13 protein-coding genes and 1 pseudogene are annotated in these 15,304 nt (G+C 43.1%); 5 read left to right on the top strand and 9 right to left on the bottom strand.

Annotated elements, in window-relative coordinates:
* The 5 genes and pseudogenes from F6J99_RS29160 to F6J99_RS29140 all read right to left on the bottom strand — a co-directional run.
* Window positions 1-533 (bottom strand): annotated as a pseudogene (locus tag F6J99_RS29160) (hypothetical protein); the annotation flags it as partial.
* Between the two features lie 80 nt (window positions 534-613).
* Window positions 614-2,383, bottom strand: a complete 1,770-nt coding sequence (locus tag F6J99_RS29155; RefSeq protein ID WP_293118023.1) for a glycerol-3-phosphate dehydrogenase/oxidase — start codon at window positions 2,381-2,383, stop codon at window positions 614-616.
* Window positions 2,384-2,394: 11 nt separating this feature from the next.
* Window positions 2,395-2,994 carry a glycosyltransferase family 4 protein gene (locus tag F6J99_RS29150; protein WP_293118021.1) on the bottom strand — a complete coding sequence of 200 codons (600 nt, stop codon included), beginning with the start codon at window positions 2,992-2,994 and terminating at the stop codon, window positions 2,395-2,397.
* Window positions 2,995-3,266: 272 nt separating this feature from the next.
* Window positions 3,267-3,971, bottom strand: coding sequence for a glycosyltransferase family 4 protein (locus F6J99_RS29145; protein ID WP_070392056.1), 705 nt, complete (start codon window positions 3,969-3,971; stop codon window positions 3,267-3,269).
* A 470-nt stretch (window positions 3,972-4,441) separates the two neighbouring features.
* Window positions 4,442-4,621 carry a hypothetical protein gene (locus F6J99_RS29140; RefSeq protein ID WP_293118018.1) on the bottom strand — a complete coding sequence of 60 codons (180 nt, stop codon included), beginning with the start codon at window positions 4,619-4,621 and terminating at the stop codon, window positions 4,442-4,444.
* A gap of 113 nt (window positions 4,622-4,734) precedes the next feature.
* On the opposite strand from F6J99_RS29140, the gene F6J99_RS29135 reads away from it, so the two are divergent.
* The gene (locus F6J99_RS29135; RefSeq protein WP_293118015.1) at window positions 4,735-4,884 is read left to right on the top strand and encodes a hypothetical protein; all 150 of its coding nucleotides are present in this window, start codon (window positions 4,735-4,737) and stop codon (window positions 4,882-4,884) included.
* Between the two features lie 25 nt (window positions 4,885-4,909).
* Here the strand turns inward: F6J99_RS29135 and F6J99_RS29130 are convergent, their stop codons facing one another.
* On the bottom strand, window positions 4,910-5,932 hold the full coding sequence (locus tag F6J99_RS29130) for a glycosyltransferase family 2 protein (protein WP_293118012.1): 1,023 nt from the start codon (window positions 5,930-5,932) through the stop codon (window positions 4,910-4,912).
* Window positions 5,933-6,899: 967 nt separating this feature from the next.
* On the opposite strand from F6J99_RS29130, the gene F6J99_RS29125 reads away from it, so the two are divergent.
* From F6J99_RS29125 to F6J99_RS29115, 3 genes are read left to right on the top strand one after another with little or no spacing between them, the layout of a single operon-like run.
* A complete protein-coding gene (locus F6J99_RS29125; protein WP_293118010.1) occupies window positions 6,900-7,934 on the top strand; it encodes a phosphotransferase in 1,035 nt (344 codons plus the stop codon).
* A 2-nt stretch (window positions 7,935-7,936) separates the two neighbouring features.
* The gene (locus F6J99_RS29120; protein ID WP_293118007.1) at window positions 7,937-8,623 is read left to right on the top strand and encodes an SDR family NAD(P)-dependent oxidoreductase; all 687 of its coding nucleotides are present in this window, start codon (window positions 7,937-7,939) and stop codon (window positions 8,621-8,623) included.
* A 10-nt stretch (window positions 8,624-8,633) separates the two neighbouring features.
* Window positions 8,634-10,010, top strand: coding sequence for a saccharopine dehydrogenase C-terminal domain-containing protein (locus tag F6J99_RS29115; protein ID WP_293118003.1), 1,377 nt, complete (start codon window positions 8,634-8,636; stop codon window positions 10,008-10,010).
* A 188-nt stretch (window positions 10,011-10,198) separates the two neighbouring features.
* Here F6J99_RS29115 and F6J99_RS29110 read toward each other — a convergent pair whose 3' ends face one another.
* From F6J99_RS29110 to F6J99_RS29100, 3 genes are all read right to left on the bottom strand, one after another.
* Window positions 10,199-11,278 (bottom strand): hypothetical protein, encoded by a 1,080-nt coding sequence (locus F6J99_RS29110; protein WP_293118000.1) that lies wholly within the window; start codon window positions 11,276-11,278, stop codon window positions 10,199-10,201.
* 222 nt (window positions 11,279-11,500) lie between these two features.
* A complete protein-coding gene (locus tag F6J99_RS29105) occupies window positions 11,501-11,743 on the bottom strand; it encodes a hypothetical protein (protein ID WP_293117997.1) in 243 nt (80 codons plus the stop codon).
* Window positions 11,744-11,787: 44 nt separating this feature from the next.
* Window positions 11,788-11,982, bottom strand: coding sequence for a hypothetical protein (locus F6J99_RS29100; protein WP_293117994.1), 195 nt, complete (start codon window positions 11,980-11,982; stop codon window positions 11,788-11,790).
* Between the two features lie 140 nt (window positions 11,983-12,122).
* Between F6J99_RS29100 and F6J99_RS29095 the strand changes: the two genes are divergently transcribed.
* The coding region (locus tag F6J99_RS29095) for a serine/threonine-protein kinase PknK (protein ID WP_293117991.1) at window positions 12,123-15,304 on the top strand (3,182 nt) is incomplete at its 3' end.

Below are 15,304 nucleotides of genomic sequence, written 5' to 3'. Positions count from 1 at the left end.
GGAAAATTCTTGTCTTCCAAGAGCTTATATAATAGTTTTCCCCGATTTCCGATCCATTTACCAACTCCCCAGGGGAGTATAGGGATTCCCTCCGCAGACAGAATTGCTTTAATGGTTACGTCTAAGGGTAAACCATCTTCAAGGTTTTGGTCAGTAATCAACGCTAATACCTCAAGGTTTTCCGCTGTCACAATTTGGCGACCAGCAATTAAGAACATTCCTTGGCCTAAGGCGTTACAGGTATATAAAGAGAAATCTTCCTGGGTACGGTGGAACATCCAAGGTTTTCCCTGGCTTACCCTAGACTGATTATTGTTTTGAGCTAAATCAGCTAACCTTTTATACCATTTTTGAGGCTCTATTTCTGTCAACAATAATACAGCTTTAAAATTTTCTTGATCACCTGCCTCACCATAAAATCGCTGAAAATTTTCCCAAGCTGAGGTCAGCAGTTGATCGATATCAAAACAGTCATGAAGGTGAACGTGACCATCAATTAGGATTAATTGATGGTTTTGAGGGGTAGCTACCATGGATTTTTGTTATAATCTCCCTGATTTCCATAAACTGCTGCTGCTTCAATCCCATTCAGCTAAAATCTTGCACCAAAACCTCAAAGGATCTTCTCGGCTAAACTCACCGAACCCTGAAGCGTTTCAATTCCAATACTTTTCTGCTGAGTTAATGAACCTCCCATATTAAAAATGTGATTCACCTTGTCTAACTCTAGCTCTATTTGTGACCGACTCCATCCTAGTTCCGCCCCCATCACCTCAGCACAGGTTCTGAGCGCCTCGTTTCCGGGATGACCAGCACTACCCAGTTCTGTCCGCCGGAAGACCACATCACCTAATGTTTGAGCCATTTCCTCAACAACCCCATGCAAGATTTCCGCTTTGAGTACAGCTAAATCATCAGTAGGTGCACAGGAGTGATCTGATACTCGCTCTAAATACAGCAGTACATCTTGATAGGCACTACCGTAGTTATAAACGAGGCGGCGCATTACCTCCTCCCTCAATCCATAGGGTTGCTTAAAGATTTCCGTCTGCAAAAACACTTCAAATTGTTCGATGTGTCCACCGTAAATTGGTGTAACTGATGACAGGGAGTTGGGAGGCTTTTGCCCCCATGACCGAAATACCTGGTCAACGACTTTCTCAGCCACATCTCTGGCAGTGGTATATTTCACCCCAACCACCGAGATCAATCCTGGAAATTCTTCTTTGGCATGATCGAAGATTTGATAGTGTTTAGCCATTTGTGGCTCTCCGGTCTCACTCATGCCAGTTCTAGGAAGCAAGCCACCATGGACGAAAGCTACATCTGCTTGGTTGAGTTTAACCGATGGCCATGCTTGGTTGATGTCATCGAGCAGGTCTTGAATATCCTGTTCAGTAATATTGAGGTTATCCGGGTCTTGATCCCAAACAGTATAGGATGTACCGATCAGGGATTTACCACGCCAGGGCGCAATAAATAGTAAGCGAGACCCCTTGTTGACTATGGCATCGGAATCACGATAGGAGTATGGCGTGGAAATACCCACAGCATAGGTTTGGCAGAGGGGACGGTGAATCACCAGGTTCATGGCTTTGGCAAGGGGAACTCTGGGTTGCTGCTGGGGTTGCTGCTGGGGTTGCTCCTGGGATTGGTTTAGTAAACTCAACACCCGATTTATCCATGGTCCGCTGGTGTTGACCACAGTCTTGGCGCGGATGTCGAATTGATTGCCACTTAACACATCTTGCCCCTGAATACCCGTGACCCGATTTCCAGTTTGCAGAAATCCAGTCACTTCTACGTAGTTAGCCACCACTGCGCCAGCTTGCTCAGCTGACCGTAGAAAAGATAGGGTCAAGCGTTCAGAGTTGTAGACCTGAGCATCATAAAAGACTGCTGCTCCAGTTAGTCCCTCCTGGGGAATTCCTGGCAGTAGCTGCTGACACTGTTGCTTAGAGATCACTCGACCATTGGATATGTGTTTTTGGGGATCGAGTTGACGATTGCGATCGCAACTGATTAAGTCATTGATCGCAAGTGCCACAGATAGCACTTCTTTTCCCTTCATCCCATGGCCGTAGGTGGGAATCAACACTGGTAATGGATGAACTAAGTGAGGCGCAATCCGCATTAAACTGGTGCGTTCATGAATGGATTCACGCATCCGTTTCAGGTCAGCATGTTGGAGATACCGTAATCCCCCGTGGATGGTCTTCAAGCTGTTAGCAGAGGTAGCACCACCGAAATCAGCTTTTTCCACCAAGGCCACTGACAATCCCCTGAGGCTTGCTTCCCAAGCTACGCAAGCTCCATAGATCCCACCACCGATGACTAATAGATCGTAAGAGTTTCTGGTTAACTCTACTAGGTTCCTTCTCATTACTTGTCTGGTTAGGCGGTATGCTCTGCTAACTCGTGATGTAGCCAATCATAAAGACTGTTTAATTTTTCCCGAAAAGCTGCATAAGTATGCCTTTTCTCAATCAATTTTTTGCCAGCACTGCCCAGGCTCAGTCGTAGCTTTTCATCAGCGATTAGAGCCAGCATTCCCTGCGCGAAAGCTTTGGCATCTGGCCTCTTAAGCAGAGCAAGGTGATTGTTTAGCAACTGGGTATGGGTTGGCAAATCTGTGGCTAACAAAACTTTGCCACTATCGAGATAGGAGTAGAGTTTCATCGGGGTATTTTTACCCTTAGTTCTCGGAGATACTAAAATATCAGCCTGCTCCAGATAGATAGCCAGATGCTCAACTGGTTTTGGTCCTAAAAAATGGACATGTTGTTGCATCCCAAGACAGTGAGCCTTATTGGTGTATTTCCGAATGTCGTCCGCTTCTCCACCAATAATGACTAAGTCAGCCTGATCAGTGTGCTCAAGGGTCAAGGCGAAGCTGTCTAGAAGTAGGTCAATCCCTTGATAAGTCTCCAGATTGCCCACATACATCAGGAGTACATTACGGATTCCTAGCTCACGTCTCAAATTACTATACATAGTTACACCAATGTTGAATCTTGAAGTTGAATCTTGACGTTGAATCTTGACGTTGAATCTTGAAGCGAAAATTTACACAAACCTGCACATTTTCACTATTCTACTTATCTTTCGTTACAAAATAAAACGTAGGTAGTATTAGGAGACCGGAACCATACTTTCCGTTATTAACACTTATAGTAACAGTTATTGGTTCTTTTAGTCTACTTAAAATTTAAAAATAAGGATTTTAAAAATCAGTAGGGTTTAGTTAGTCTAAATCAAAAGATTTTTTAGGATTTTTTTAAAGAAAGATTATAATTAAGCAACGATATATCTGGAATAACTACAGTTTTTCTGGGCTTGTACTTTTCAATATCTGCTGCCAAAGCATCGCAAACTGAAACCACGACTTTGGCATTCTTCACAGCCAGTCCTTCAAAAAAGTTGAATACTGACGAAAATTTTTGTAGCAAAGGATACTTTTCAATCATTTGTTGGGCTAGAGATGAATCCATGTCATAGATATAGGGAATTTTACACAAAATTTTGAGCCCTAAACCAATAAAGACTGATTCTTCTCCAGCATGAACCAAATCGTAGCGTTTCTTAGTCACTAGGCGAATTACAGCAAGCAACATGAAAACATCACAGAGGATTTTTTTCCAGGAGAACCCTGGTCGTATATTCCGAACCCACGGTAGATTAGGGGTTCGGTATACCGTGATATTTTCATAATTGATGTCACGCCCTTCAGGATAAGTGACGACATCAACCTGGTCTCCCCGTTCAGAAAGCACCTTCAAAACCAGGTTGACTGCGATGGGTGTGCCACGATTCTGATAAAAGGGATGAGGAGCGAGTAATAGAATGTTCATGCTACTGACATTTTGTTCATCATAGGAGACTGGTTGATTCTCCCAGACAGTCAATTCATCCCTGCTGCTTTTGATCTCAAGCCGATCAGTAAGCCCATCAGTTTTGCTCTTTAAATACACGTTTATCTTCCCCTATAGTTAAAGCACTCTGATCAAGAGCGCCCCATTTCCAAGTCATATTGATGGAAACTTCACTATTTTTCAGTAAGTTTCCGGTAGAGTTTAATAGAAGTTAACAATAACCAGTGGTTAATTTCAGCTATTACTAACAGACCTCAGTGAGTAAGAATGTACCACTTAAGGGTAAACACCGATACCAAGGGATTCAAGCATTCTTTAACTAGAAACCCAAACTGCTCCTAATTTATTCCCTGAGGAAGAGCCCTACAGCCCAACTAAGTGTTATGCATAAGTGGTTTGAATGAATTTTTTATCAAAAAAAATTTTAACTTAATTAAAACCTAAAAAAATTCTCCAAATCAACTAGCAATCTGGAGCTTAATGAAATCTTGATTATAAACTTCATATAATCTTTACAAATTTCAAATTGTCAAGAAATACCGTTGGTTAGCGGCTAACCTAATATGCATTTAAATTTGAGTAAGATTCACTAGTACAAAAGTCGGTCTACTATTTCCCCATCTCCCTATTTCCCGATCTCCCCATCTCCCTATCCTTACAAGGGTAGGTTTTTTACAAAGGGGCAAGTATGTACTTTGATTGTCTTGATGCAATAGCGAGTGGGGGTTTCCCCCAAGACCGCGCTGCATCGCTACGTATAAATTCCTAAAAATATGTATCAAAATACACAGTAATTTCCGGAATAATTCTCCCCATTTCCCGCTTTTCCCGATTCCCGTTCCCCTCCTGGGAGGGGTTAGGGGTGGGTTCCGATTCCCGATTCCCGATTCCCGACTCCCGACCCAAATGTAAAAAACCTACCCCTGTGAGATCTCCCTATATCCCCAAAGCACCCCCATTCAAGCATTTAAATTGTGAATGGGGGCGCTTTGGTACTTTGGTTAGCCACTAACCAACTTGATTTCCAAGTGATATGACTAAGGTTGCTCAACATTAGAAGACACTACTTCTCTGACCCGATAAATCGGTCTTCCCTGAGATTCGTGGTAAGTACGCATCAGTAGTTCCCCCAGTAGACCAAGACTAAACAGTTGTACACCAGTTGAGATCAAGAGTACTGCCAAGATCAGTAAAGGCCGATCCCCGATTTCTTGATTCAGACCTACCTTGAGAATGGTCAGATAAGCCCCAATGATTATGCCCGTGCCTAGGGAACTCAGACCTAGTAATCCAAATACATGCATGGGTCGGGTCAGGAATTTCTTCATAAAGAAGATGGTCAACAAATCCATTAGCACCCGGAAGGTTCGCCCCAGACCATACTTACTACTACCATAGCGACGAGCATGGTGACGCACGGGTAACTCGCTAATTCTTGCCCCCTCAATATATGCTAAGGCTGGTAAAAACCGATGTAACTCACCGTAGAGGTTCATGTCTGCTACCAATTCCGAGCGATAAGCTTTCAGAGAACAGCCATAGTCATGGAGTTTAACCCCAGTGGTGCGTCCAATCAGCCAGTTGGCAATTTTGGATGGCAGTAAGCGAGTCACCGCCGCATCCTGCCGATTTTTACGCCAGCCACTAACCAAGTCATAACCTTCCTCCAGTTTGGCAAGCAGCATGGGAATGTCGGCTGGATCATTTTGTAGGTCACCATCTAAGGTAACAATGGCACGACCGCGAGCATAATTAAACCCAGCTGCCATGGCAGCAGTTTGACCATAGTTGCGACGCAAAATTACCCCTCGCAAATCAGTGCGGGAGAGGACTTGCTCCTTGAGCAGTTGGGTTGAACCATCTGTTGAGCCATCATCGACACAAATCAGCTCATAGCTGAGCTGAGTATCGGTTAAGCTGGATGCGATCGCATCAATCAGGTGGGGCAAACTCTCCACCTCATTGTAGATTGGTACCACCACTGATACGTCTGGTGTGATGTCAGTCCCAGACCAGTTCTGGGCATTTAATTGCCCTTGTTTAATTAAGGAAATTTCCATAGGATGCCCCAGGTTGAGTAATATTCAATCCGGTTTTAAACTCTAAGCATATATTATTGATGGTCTAATCTAACTTGTAGGGATATGTCAAGGCATTGGGCACATTTATAGACCAAATTCATCAATCTTTTAAAGTTTAAGGTTGAACGCGCACCCGTGGCCAATAGGCCAAGGTTAAAGGTTTAAGGTTGAAGGTTTAAGGTTTAAGGGTAAGCTATCAGCTATCAGCTATCAGTGGTTTTCAATTCGGTGAGGTACTTTCGTTCTGGGTTTTAGAGCTAATTTGTAAAGTAAATATTAAGAAGCTTGAAAGCCTTGCTATGATTGTCTTTTGCTTATTAAATAGTTCAATTGTTCTAGTTTAGTGCAAGCCTTATCCTACAAAGATTACAGCGAGTTTACAAATCAGCTCTTAGGGAGTAGGGAGCTTCAACAGCTGGGAGAAGGGAATAGGTAATACTGAGGCCGTAGGCCACGCGGGGCGCGTTCGGAGCAGGGAGCAGGGACTGAGGCCGTGGGCCACGCGGGGCGCGTTCGGAAGAGGGAAGAAGGATAAAATCCTGTGTACTTGATAGTTATACAAACCGCCGTAAAAGTTATTTGATAGTATCACAAACCTAAAATCTGCTGCCTCAATGTCAATAAGGAGAATTTATTCTCAATAATCCCGACCCGAGATGATTGAGAATGTGATTTGAGAAATCTGAAAAATCCTAATAGCAATCGCAACGGTTTATTCTTTCTGGCTCAAAATACTAGGTGCGCTTTCCGCATCTAATTATTAAATTCGCCACGGGTCGCACCTGAAAGTTTAGGGATTTAGTAGAACAAACGTACTGATTTTGACCTCGATTTTTTCCAATTGTAACAAAAATTGCTTTAATTAGATTTTTTAAAGTTACAATCTATACCAAATTGAGATAAGCTTACCACCCTGGGCAGCTACCAGACTCCCAGAACTGGAGTGATGTCAGCTACAGTCTGCAGACACATCCTGAGCAGTGACCATAGCTCAGCTTTAAAAAGTCAACAATTAGGAATAGCCAAGGGAATCTTAATGAATCAACTACAGCAGTCGGAAATAATTTGTGAAACGCTGACCTTGGCAGAATCAGGTGTTCAGCCCTTGGGATTTTACAAATCAGATCGAATTGTTGTAGAGCAGGTATTCTCAAATCTCCCTTCCCTAAAAAAGGTAGCTATTAGGAGGGTTGAAAAATTAACCGAAGGTAAAAATAACCAAAACTTTAAAGTTTCTACAGATAGTGGAGTTTTTGTTATAAAAATTTGTCATACATCAGAAGTGCAGCAAATTAACAGACAAGTAGAATATTCAATTATTCAAAAAGTATATCGTGCAAACCTTGGAGTGAAGCCGATCGCATTTGACCCCAAAAATAACTCAATAATTACTGAATTTATTGATGTGCCAGCCTGGACTTTCAAAGAAATCAGAACTGCAGCAGCACTGAATAGTTTTGGGGAATCTATCCGTAAAATTCATGAACTTTCACCGATTAGTCATATCTATCATATTAAAGATTTACTTGATAGATACTGGCATTCATTAAAAAAATCTAATGATACAATAAAAAAAATAAAATTGTTTTTTGAAACAATACGAAATAAATTAGATGCCTACCATCAAGCTACTGACATCAAGTTTTGCCATAATGATCTTTACTACGGAAATTTCTTGAAAGGTCAAAAAACTATATTTCTGGACTGGGAAATGGCGGGAATGAATGATAGTTATTCTGATCTCGCTGCATTTATCCATTTCCACCATCTCGATAACCAGCAAACTGAGCTGTTTCTTCAAGCATACTCAAAAATATCTCTGAATAGAGATAAACTCGCCATCCACCAAGATGCCATCCTGCTAAGGGAATTACTATGGGTTCTCACCAAATTGCAAGAAGGCCATACTGACTATTTTTATGCTGATTATCGGCAACGATGTTTAAAAGCTGTTATGAATAAGCAGGCAAAGCTATTATAACCATGGCAAAAGTTGTGATGATTTCAGGTGCTAATCGCGGCCTAGGCAAAGCAATTGCACTCAAACTCTATGAATATGGCTTTCTTCTTAGCCTTGGCGTCAGAGAGTTAGATCGGGTAACCAAAGATATTTTAGCACTGCCAAAGGATAAGGTGTTATTGGTTTCTTATAATTCAGCTTATCCCAATACAGAACATGAATGGATTAAAAAAACGCTCGATGTCTTTCATAGGATAGATGGCCTAATTAATAATGCTGGCATTTTTCATTCCGTGGATATTGAAGATGATAACGAGGAACTACTCGATAAAATGCTGGATGTAAATACAAAAGCACCGATACGTCTTACACGTTTGGTTTTACCGTATTTGCGTCAGAGCAGTGAAGGCCGGATTATTAACATTGTTTCCAACGGTGCTAAATACATTGAAGACAGTAAAGTTGGCTATTCTATCAGTAAGTTTGGATTTTTAGCGGCATCACATGCCATGTTCCATGCCGCTAAAGAAGATGGTGTAAGAGTAACTGCGCTTTGCCCAGGATGGGTTAACACAAATATGGCAAAGGACTCTTCTCCTTTATCCCCAGAAAAGATGATTCAACCAGAAACTATAGCCGAGATCGTGCTGATGTTATTGAATCTTCCTAATACAGTTGTAATTCCTGAATTAATTGTTGATAATCCATGAGGAGATTTAGATGAAAAACATTTTGTTATTAGGTTCGGGTGTGTCAGTTGCTCCTCTGTGCGACTATCTCAATGAACGAGGCTATCACATTACTGTAGCCTCTAGGAATAAGATGACTGCAGAAGAAATTGTCAATCAGCATTCAAGCCGCAGTTTCTATCCTATTGACATTGATCGGTCAAATCCCGAAAATCAGGCTCTTGATCAATTGATTAAAGAAAGTAGTATTGTCATCAGCTTTTTACCCGGTCCCTATCAGCCCCTTGTGACAAAATACTGTCTGGAACATAGTGTGTCATTGATCATGACCTGCCATATCGGCTACTTGTTCAAGACTCAGCAAGAATTCGAACAATTGGATCAACAGGCAAAAGAAAAAGGCATTGCCATTGTGACAGAGGCTGGCACAGATCCTGGATATGGCAGCATGATCGGTAAAAAGCTCATTGACGATGTGCATGCTAAGGGCGGAGAGATTATCGATCTCTGGTATCATGTTGGTGTACTACCCTGTAATCCTAATATTAATCCGTTTGGTTATAAGTGCTTTTGGGCTCCTAAAAAATCCCTTTTTGCTTCGGTTAAGATCAAAGATGGCTCTGGAGACTGGATCAAGGACTCCCAGATACCCCTGATTCCAGGAGACAAAGTTTATTTAGAAACTAGAACGGTTGAAGTTCCCAATATAGGGACATTTGAATCTCGTCCAAATTCAGATTCTGGAGCTTATCTATACCCTAAGGTTTACGGCATTGATAATGTTAGAAACTTCTATCATGGAACATTAAGATACCCTGGTTGGGGAGAGACCTTACAGGGATTGATTGATCTTGGCTTCTGTGATACACAATATCGCCCTGAGCTGCTTGAGAAAACTTATCAGGAAATTGTGCTAGAACTGTGTGGCAGCACAAATGGTGATGCTAAAGCCTTGGTTGCTCAGAAATTGGGTATACCAGTTTCCCATAATATTATGATGCGCTATCAATGGCTGGGTCTGTTTGACGACAAGCCGATTATTCCCCCCAAAGATTCGCCCTCCTATTGTGATGTAATCTCTGACTTACTGGTTCAGAAACTGGGGGTTTATCAGCCAGGGGATACAGAAGTGGATCAAATTATCATGTATTACGACATGCTCGTGCAATACCCTGACAAAAAAGAACGCATCATTTCTATAACCAATCCTTCTGCTAAACCGGGTGACCATTACTCCATCTGTTCACAACTGACCTCCAAGACCGCTGCAATGATTGCTAGAAGATTATTGGAAGGTTCCCTGAATCTTACAGGTCTGAAATATCCCACTATTCCTGAAATTTATGAGCCTGTTATACAGGAGTACGCAGAGGAAGGTATTATATCAAGTCTGGTTGAATACCCATAATTAAAGAGAGGGTGGGGAGATAGGGAGATGGGGAGATAGGGAGATTGGGAGATAGGGAGATTGGGGGAAGAGAAAGTTGTACGTTTGTCCGCAACTTGGTATAAGCATATGCGCTACCTCACAGGCTAGAAGCCTGTGCCACGCACGCTACTTGAGGTGCTGACTGCTGACCGCTGACTGCTGACTGCTTACGATTCAACTGACTTCAAAATCCCCTCTTCTAACTGATAAATTGCTGTCATAATCCCAGTTTCAGGATTGTTCAACAGAGATTTTTTGACCTGTTTTAAGTATCCTAATATATTGCTGCGTAAAATAGGTTTCTCGACTTTCAGGGTGTGGCGGTAATCCCAAACATCCCAAATCAATAACCCGATACCAGCCAGGGGATCAATTATACTTGCTCCTAACTCCGTTGCCACTAAACCACCGGTTTTTGCTGCCATTTTGCTGGCGGCTTTGCCAGCTAGTTTGCTGCTAACTTTACTCGCTACTTTTCCTCCCATGGAAACCAGAATAGGTTTAGCTACCAAGTAACCACTACCGCCAATTAACAATTTCAGGGAAATATTGGATAGGTTACCTTCCGTATCATTAATAGTAGTGGAAATTTCGTTAATATATCTATCCCACTGACCTTGAGGAATTTGATATTGGCTTTGGATGTCACTAAGATTGTTTCCCAAATCAGCCATATATAATTCAATCGTATCATTCGTTATTAGTTCCATCCTCATTTGAGCATTCTGAGGAAGCAGTACTCGTTTAGAAAATTCTTTTTGGAAGGTCTCGGTAAGTTTGGCGTCAATGGCTTGCTTGCCAGAGGGAAGGTTGGGATTGATTTGATGCATGATAGCCGACGCTCCCCACATAAACGGAACTGAAAGCTCCATCTTTTTTTGATTAAAATAATCAAAATACCAATCCAAAAAACTATCCACACGGGGGATTAACTCGGCTTCCCAACTATCTAACTCATGGGCGGCAAAGGCTTCAGCACTGGCGTGAGATTGTTTGACGGCATCAGCAACTGCTTGATTAACTTTACTAAAGTCGGGACGGGGTTCAATAACAACTGTTGATTCAGTGGAGGGGTTAATTTGAGCAGGATTGGTGGAATGGGGGATGATAAGTTTGCTGACTAAGGGAATGAATACAAGAATAATTACTACAGTCCAAATCAGTGGAGCGACTGACTTAATTAGTTGGGTAAAGGCTTGGAGGCGCTCTGTTTTTTGGGTATAAGTTACTTCCTCTTCCTGACTCATAGTGATTTCTCCAAGGATTTAGGACTAGTATAGTTTATACTATTTTAATCAATTTTTTTTGTAAGCATTCAGCTATCAGCTTAAGCGCTACGCGCACGCTACGCGAACAGCTATCAGCTATCAGCGGTCAGCTCAATACTGACGGCTGACCGCTGACGGCTGACGGCTAAATGTTTACCTATTCTTTGAAGTAATTAACTGGACTTAATTTCAGAGGTAAGCTCACTGGCGATCGCTTAGGTAATAGCGATTACCCAGGTACAAAGCTGCTGCCATAGCTAATCCTGGCAAGGTAATAACCGCTGCCCAAGGAGACCGTAACCAATTCACTTGCTCAGCTCTGATGTAGTTAATGGACTTCTTGTACATACAAGATTCAGCTGGACTAACTGAACCCAACAAAACAGCACTGGCAATTCCAGTAGTTGATAGGAAAGCAATCAAAGTTGATTTGGGTTTAAGCATTGTTGAGATTCCCCGCTAGTGTCACTTCGCTAATTTTCCTTAGTCTAGCTTTGTTTATGCGATCGCTGGTTGAAGGTTAGCTGGTTGCAGGTTAGCTGGTTGCTGGTTGCTGGTTGCAGGTTAGCTGGTTGCAGGTTAGCTGGTTGAAGAATCAAAATCTCCCCACCCTCCCTATCTCCCCATCTCCCCATCTCCCCATCTCCCCATCTCCCCATCTCCCCATCTCCCCATCTCCCCATCTCCCCACACCCTGCCATGCCACTTACCTCCTGACTTACTCAATCAATGTTACCTAGTCTGGAGGAAATGGGAATCCTATATAGTGAGTCCGGTTGAATTGGTCCCATTGGCCGTATACCCTCACCTAGGTATGTCACCCATGAACACAACTCCTCCCAACATTAAAGGCTATTGCATCACTGACCTGGTCTACCATGGGTCGAAAACCTTAGTTTATCGTGGCACTAGGAACAATGACCAAACACCAGTAGTACTCAAACTGCTCAATAATCCCTATCCCAGCTTCCAGGAACTTGTCCAGTTCCGCAATCAGTACACTATTGCCAAAAATCTTGACCATCCCGGCATTATCCAAATCTATAGCTTGGAGTCCTACCACAATACGTTGGTATTGGTGATGGAAGACTTTGGTGGCATTTCCCTGGAAGACTATACCACCTTTAGCAAAGACCTAAGAACGATCACGGATGAGGTAGAGCATCCCCGTATGATCACTGGTATGATCAGTGATCACTCACTTCAGAAATTTCTCGACATCGCCATTCAAATCGCTTCCATCCTGGATGGACTCTATCGCCACCGAGTCATCCACAAAGACATCAAGCCTAGCAATATCCTGATTAATCCCACTACCAGTAAAGTCAAATTCATCGACTTCAGTATTGCCTCCCTACTCCCGAAAGAAAGCCAAATCCTGACTAGTCCTAACTGCCTCGAAGGTACCCTGGCTTACCTGTCTCCGGAACAAACCGGACGGATGAATCGGGGCATTGACTACCGCAGTGACTTTTATTCGACGGGGGTAACTTTCTACAAGTTGTTCACCACAGAGTTACCGTTTAGCACTACTGACCCGATGGAGTTGGTTCACTGTCATATTGCTAAACAACCATTAGCGCCACACCAGCGTAACCGAGCTATTCCCCCAATCCTGTCGGAAATTATCAGTAAACTGATGGCTAAAAATGCTGAAGACCGTTATCAGAGTGCTTTGGGGCTTAAGTATGACCTAGAACAGTGTTCCTATCACTTGCACAGATTTGGCGCGTACGCTGACATTAAGTTGGGCAGTCGAGACATTTGCGTTCGCGTAGCGGCTCCTACGGAGCATCGCTTCGTAATTCCGGAAAAACTCTACGGGCGTCAACCGGAAGTAGATACCTTACTCGCCGCCTTTGAGCTAGTCACTCAAGGAACCACAGAAATGATTCTAGTCGCTGGCTTTTCCGGCATTGGTAAAACCGCTGTGGTCCATGAAGTCCAAAAACCGATTGTGCGGCAGCGGGGTTATTTCATCCAAGGTAAGTTTGACCAGTTCCAGCGCAATATTCCCTTTAGTGCCATCGTCCAAGCAATGCGGGACTTGATGGAGCAATTACTCACCGAAACCGATAGCCAACTGATGCAGTGGAAAGCACAAATTCTGTCTGCTGTGGGTGAGAATGGTCAAGTGATGGTGGATGTGATTCCAGAATTAGAAGGGATTATCGGTAAACAGCCTCCGGCTGACGAACTTTCTGGTACGGCAGCTCAAAATCGGTTTAATTTGCTCTTTAGTAAATTTATCCAAGTGTTTACCACTAAGGAACATCCCCTAGTGATTTTCCTCGATGACTTGCAGTGGGCAGATTCCGCTTCGTTGAAGTTGCTGCAATTGTTGATGGCAGAAACTAATACGTCTTATCTACTGCTAATTGGTGCTTATCGAGATAATGAGGTAAATCCTACTCATCCATTGATGCTCACCTTGTCCGAGATGGCCAACCTTGGTGTTTCACTGAATACCATTACCCTCGAACCCCTGAGCAACTCTGACTTAAACCATCTGATTGCCGATACCCTGACTTGTGGGATAGAACTGGCAGAACCCTTGACCGAATTAGTCGCTCAGAAAACTAAAGGAAATCCCTTTTTTGCGACCCAATTCCTGAAATCCCTCCATCACGACCGATTAATCACCTTTAATTTTGAGCAAGGGTATTGGCAGTGTGATATTGCTGAAATTAGACGCTTGGCTCTGACAGATGATGTAGTAGAATTTATGGCACTGCAGTTACAAAAGTTGCCAAAAGAAACTCAGGAGGTATTGAAACTAGCGGCTTGTATTGGCCACCAATTTGATTTGGATACCCTGGCGATTATCCATGATAAATCCCCAATTGAGACAGCGGTTTATTTATGGAAATCTCTGCAAGAAGGGTTAGTTTTACCGACAACTGAAATTTACAAATTCTTTACCGTTAATAGTAATTACCCATCGAGCACTCAGGAAAAATTCCGCCAATTACCAATCCCCAATCCCCAATTCTCAATCCCGGATCACCAATCCCCAAGTTACAAGTTTTTACATGACCGAGTCCAGCAAGCGGCTTATTTTCTGATTCCGGAAGACCAGAAACAGTTAACCCACCTAACCATTGGGCAACTGCTGTTGAAAAATATCCCCACAGCAGAACGAGAAGAGAAGATTTTTGATATTGTCAATCAGTTGAATTATGGTGTGGAGTTAATTACAGATCTTGCTCAGCGAGATGAATTAGCTCAATTAAATCGTATTGCTGGAGAAAAAGCCAAGGCGGCCACGGCCTATGGGGCGGCTTTTAACTATTTAACAGTAGGTCTGGAATTGCTAGGGGAAAATAGCTGGCAACGTCAGTATGACCTAAGCCTAGCCCTATATCAAGCTGCCGCCGAGGCGGCATACCTGAATACCGACTTTGAGCAGATGGAGCAACTGGTTGAGGTGGTTTTGGCACAAGGGAAAACACTACTGGACAAAATCAAAGCCTATGAAGTCACTATTGAAGCCTATAAAGCCCAAAACCGGCCTGAGCAAGCCATTACCACTGGGCTGCAAGTGCTGAAGTTATTGGGGATAGAACTCCCCCAACAGCCCAGTCCAGAGGATATTGGGCTGGCTCTAAAGCAGACACAATCGCATTTAGAGGGTAAAGAGATTGAGGACTTAATTGATTTGCCAGTGATGACCGCACCGGAAAAACTAGCGGCGATGACTATCCTCTGGCGACTGATACCAGTTGCTTATCTGACCCTACCTCTACTATTTCCGTTAGTGGTTTTGAAACAGGTCAATCTCTCCGTGAAAGAGGGGAATTGTGCGGTGTCTGCTCTGTGCTATGTATCTTATGCCATCATTCTCTGGCAGGTCTGTGGAGATATGGATGGCAACTATCGCTTCGGTCAACTGGCTCTGAGGTTATTAGCACGGTTCAATGACAAACAGCTTAAATGTATAGTACTGTATGCGGTCAATTTCGCCACAAAGCCCTGGAAAGTGCATCTGAAAGAAACATTAACCCA

This window comes from Moorena sp. SIO4G3 (assembly GCF_010692305.1).
GTDB classification, from domain to species: domain Bacteria; phylum Cyanobacteriota; class Cyanobacteriia; order Cyanobacteriales; family Coleofasciculaceae; genus Moorena; species Moorena producens_A.
This window is presented reverse-complemented; position numbering and strand designations above follow the sequence as displayed.

Excerpts from the sequence above, each read along its gene's own strand:
- F6J99_RS29155 (WP_293118023.1), bottom strand. The coding sequence starts at position 2,383 with ATGAGAAGGAACCTAGTAGAGTTAACCAGAAACTCTTACGATCTATTA.
- F6J99_RS29100 (WP_293117994.1), bottom strand. The coding sequence starts at position 11,982 with ATGGGGAGATGGGGAGATGGGGAGATGGGGAGATGGGGAGATGGGGAG.
- F6J99_RS29140 (WP_293118018.1), bottom strand. The coding sequence starts at position 4,621 with ATGCAGCGCGGTCTTGGGGGAAACCCCCACTCGCTATTGCATCAAGAC.
- F6J99_RS29120 (WP_293118007.1), top strand. The coding sequence starts at position 7,937 with ATGGCAAAAGTTGTGATGATTTCAGGTGCTAATCGCGGCCTAGGCAAA.
- F6J99_RS29115 (WP_293118003.1), top strand. The coding sequence starts at position 8,634 with ATGAAAAACATTTTGTTATTAGGTTCGGGTGTGTCAGTTGCTCCTCTG.
- F6J99_RS29125 (WP_293118010.1), top strand. The coding sequence starts at position 6,900 with ATGTCAGCTACAGTCTGCAGACACATCCTGAGCAGTGACCATAGCTCA.
- F6J99_RS29150 (WP_293118021.1), bottom strand. The coding sequence starts at position 2,994 with ATGTATAGTAATTTGAGACGTGAGCTAGGAATCCGTAATGTACTCCTG.
- F6J99_RS29130 (WP_293118012.1), bottom strand. The coding sequence starts at position 5,932 with ATGGAAATTTCCTTAATTAAACAAGGGCAATTAAATGCCCAGAACTGG.
- F6J99_RS29105 (WP_293117997.1), bottom strand. The coding sequence starts at position 11,743 with ATGCTTAAACCCAAATCAACTTTGATTGCTTTCCTATCAACTACTGGA.
- F6J99_RS29110 (WP_293118000.1), bottom strand. The coding sequence starts at position 11,278 with ATGAGTCAGGAAGAGGAAGTAACTTATACCCAAAAAACAGAGCGCCTC.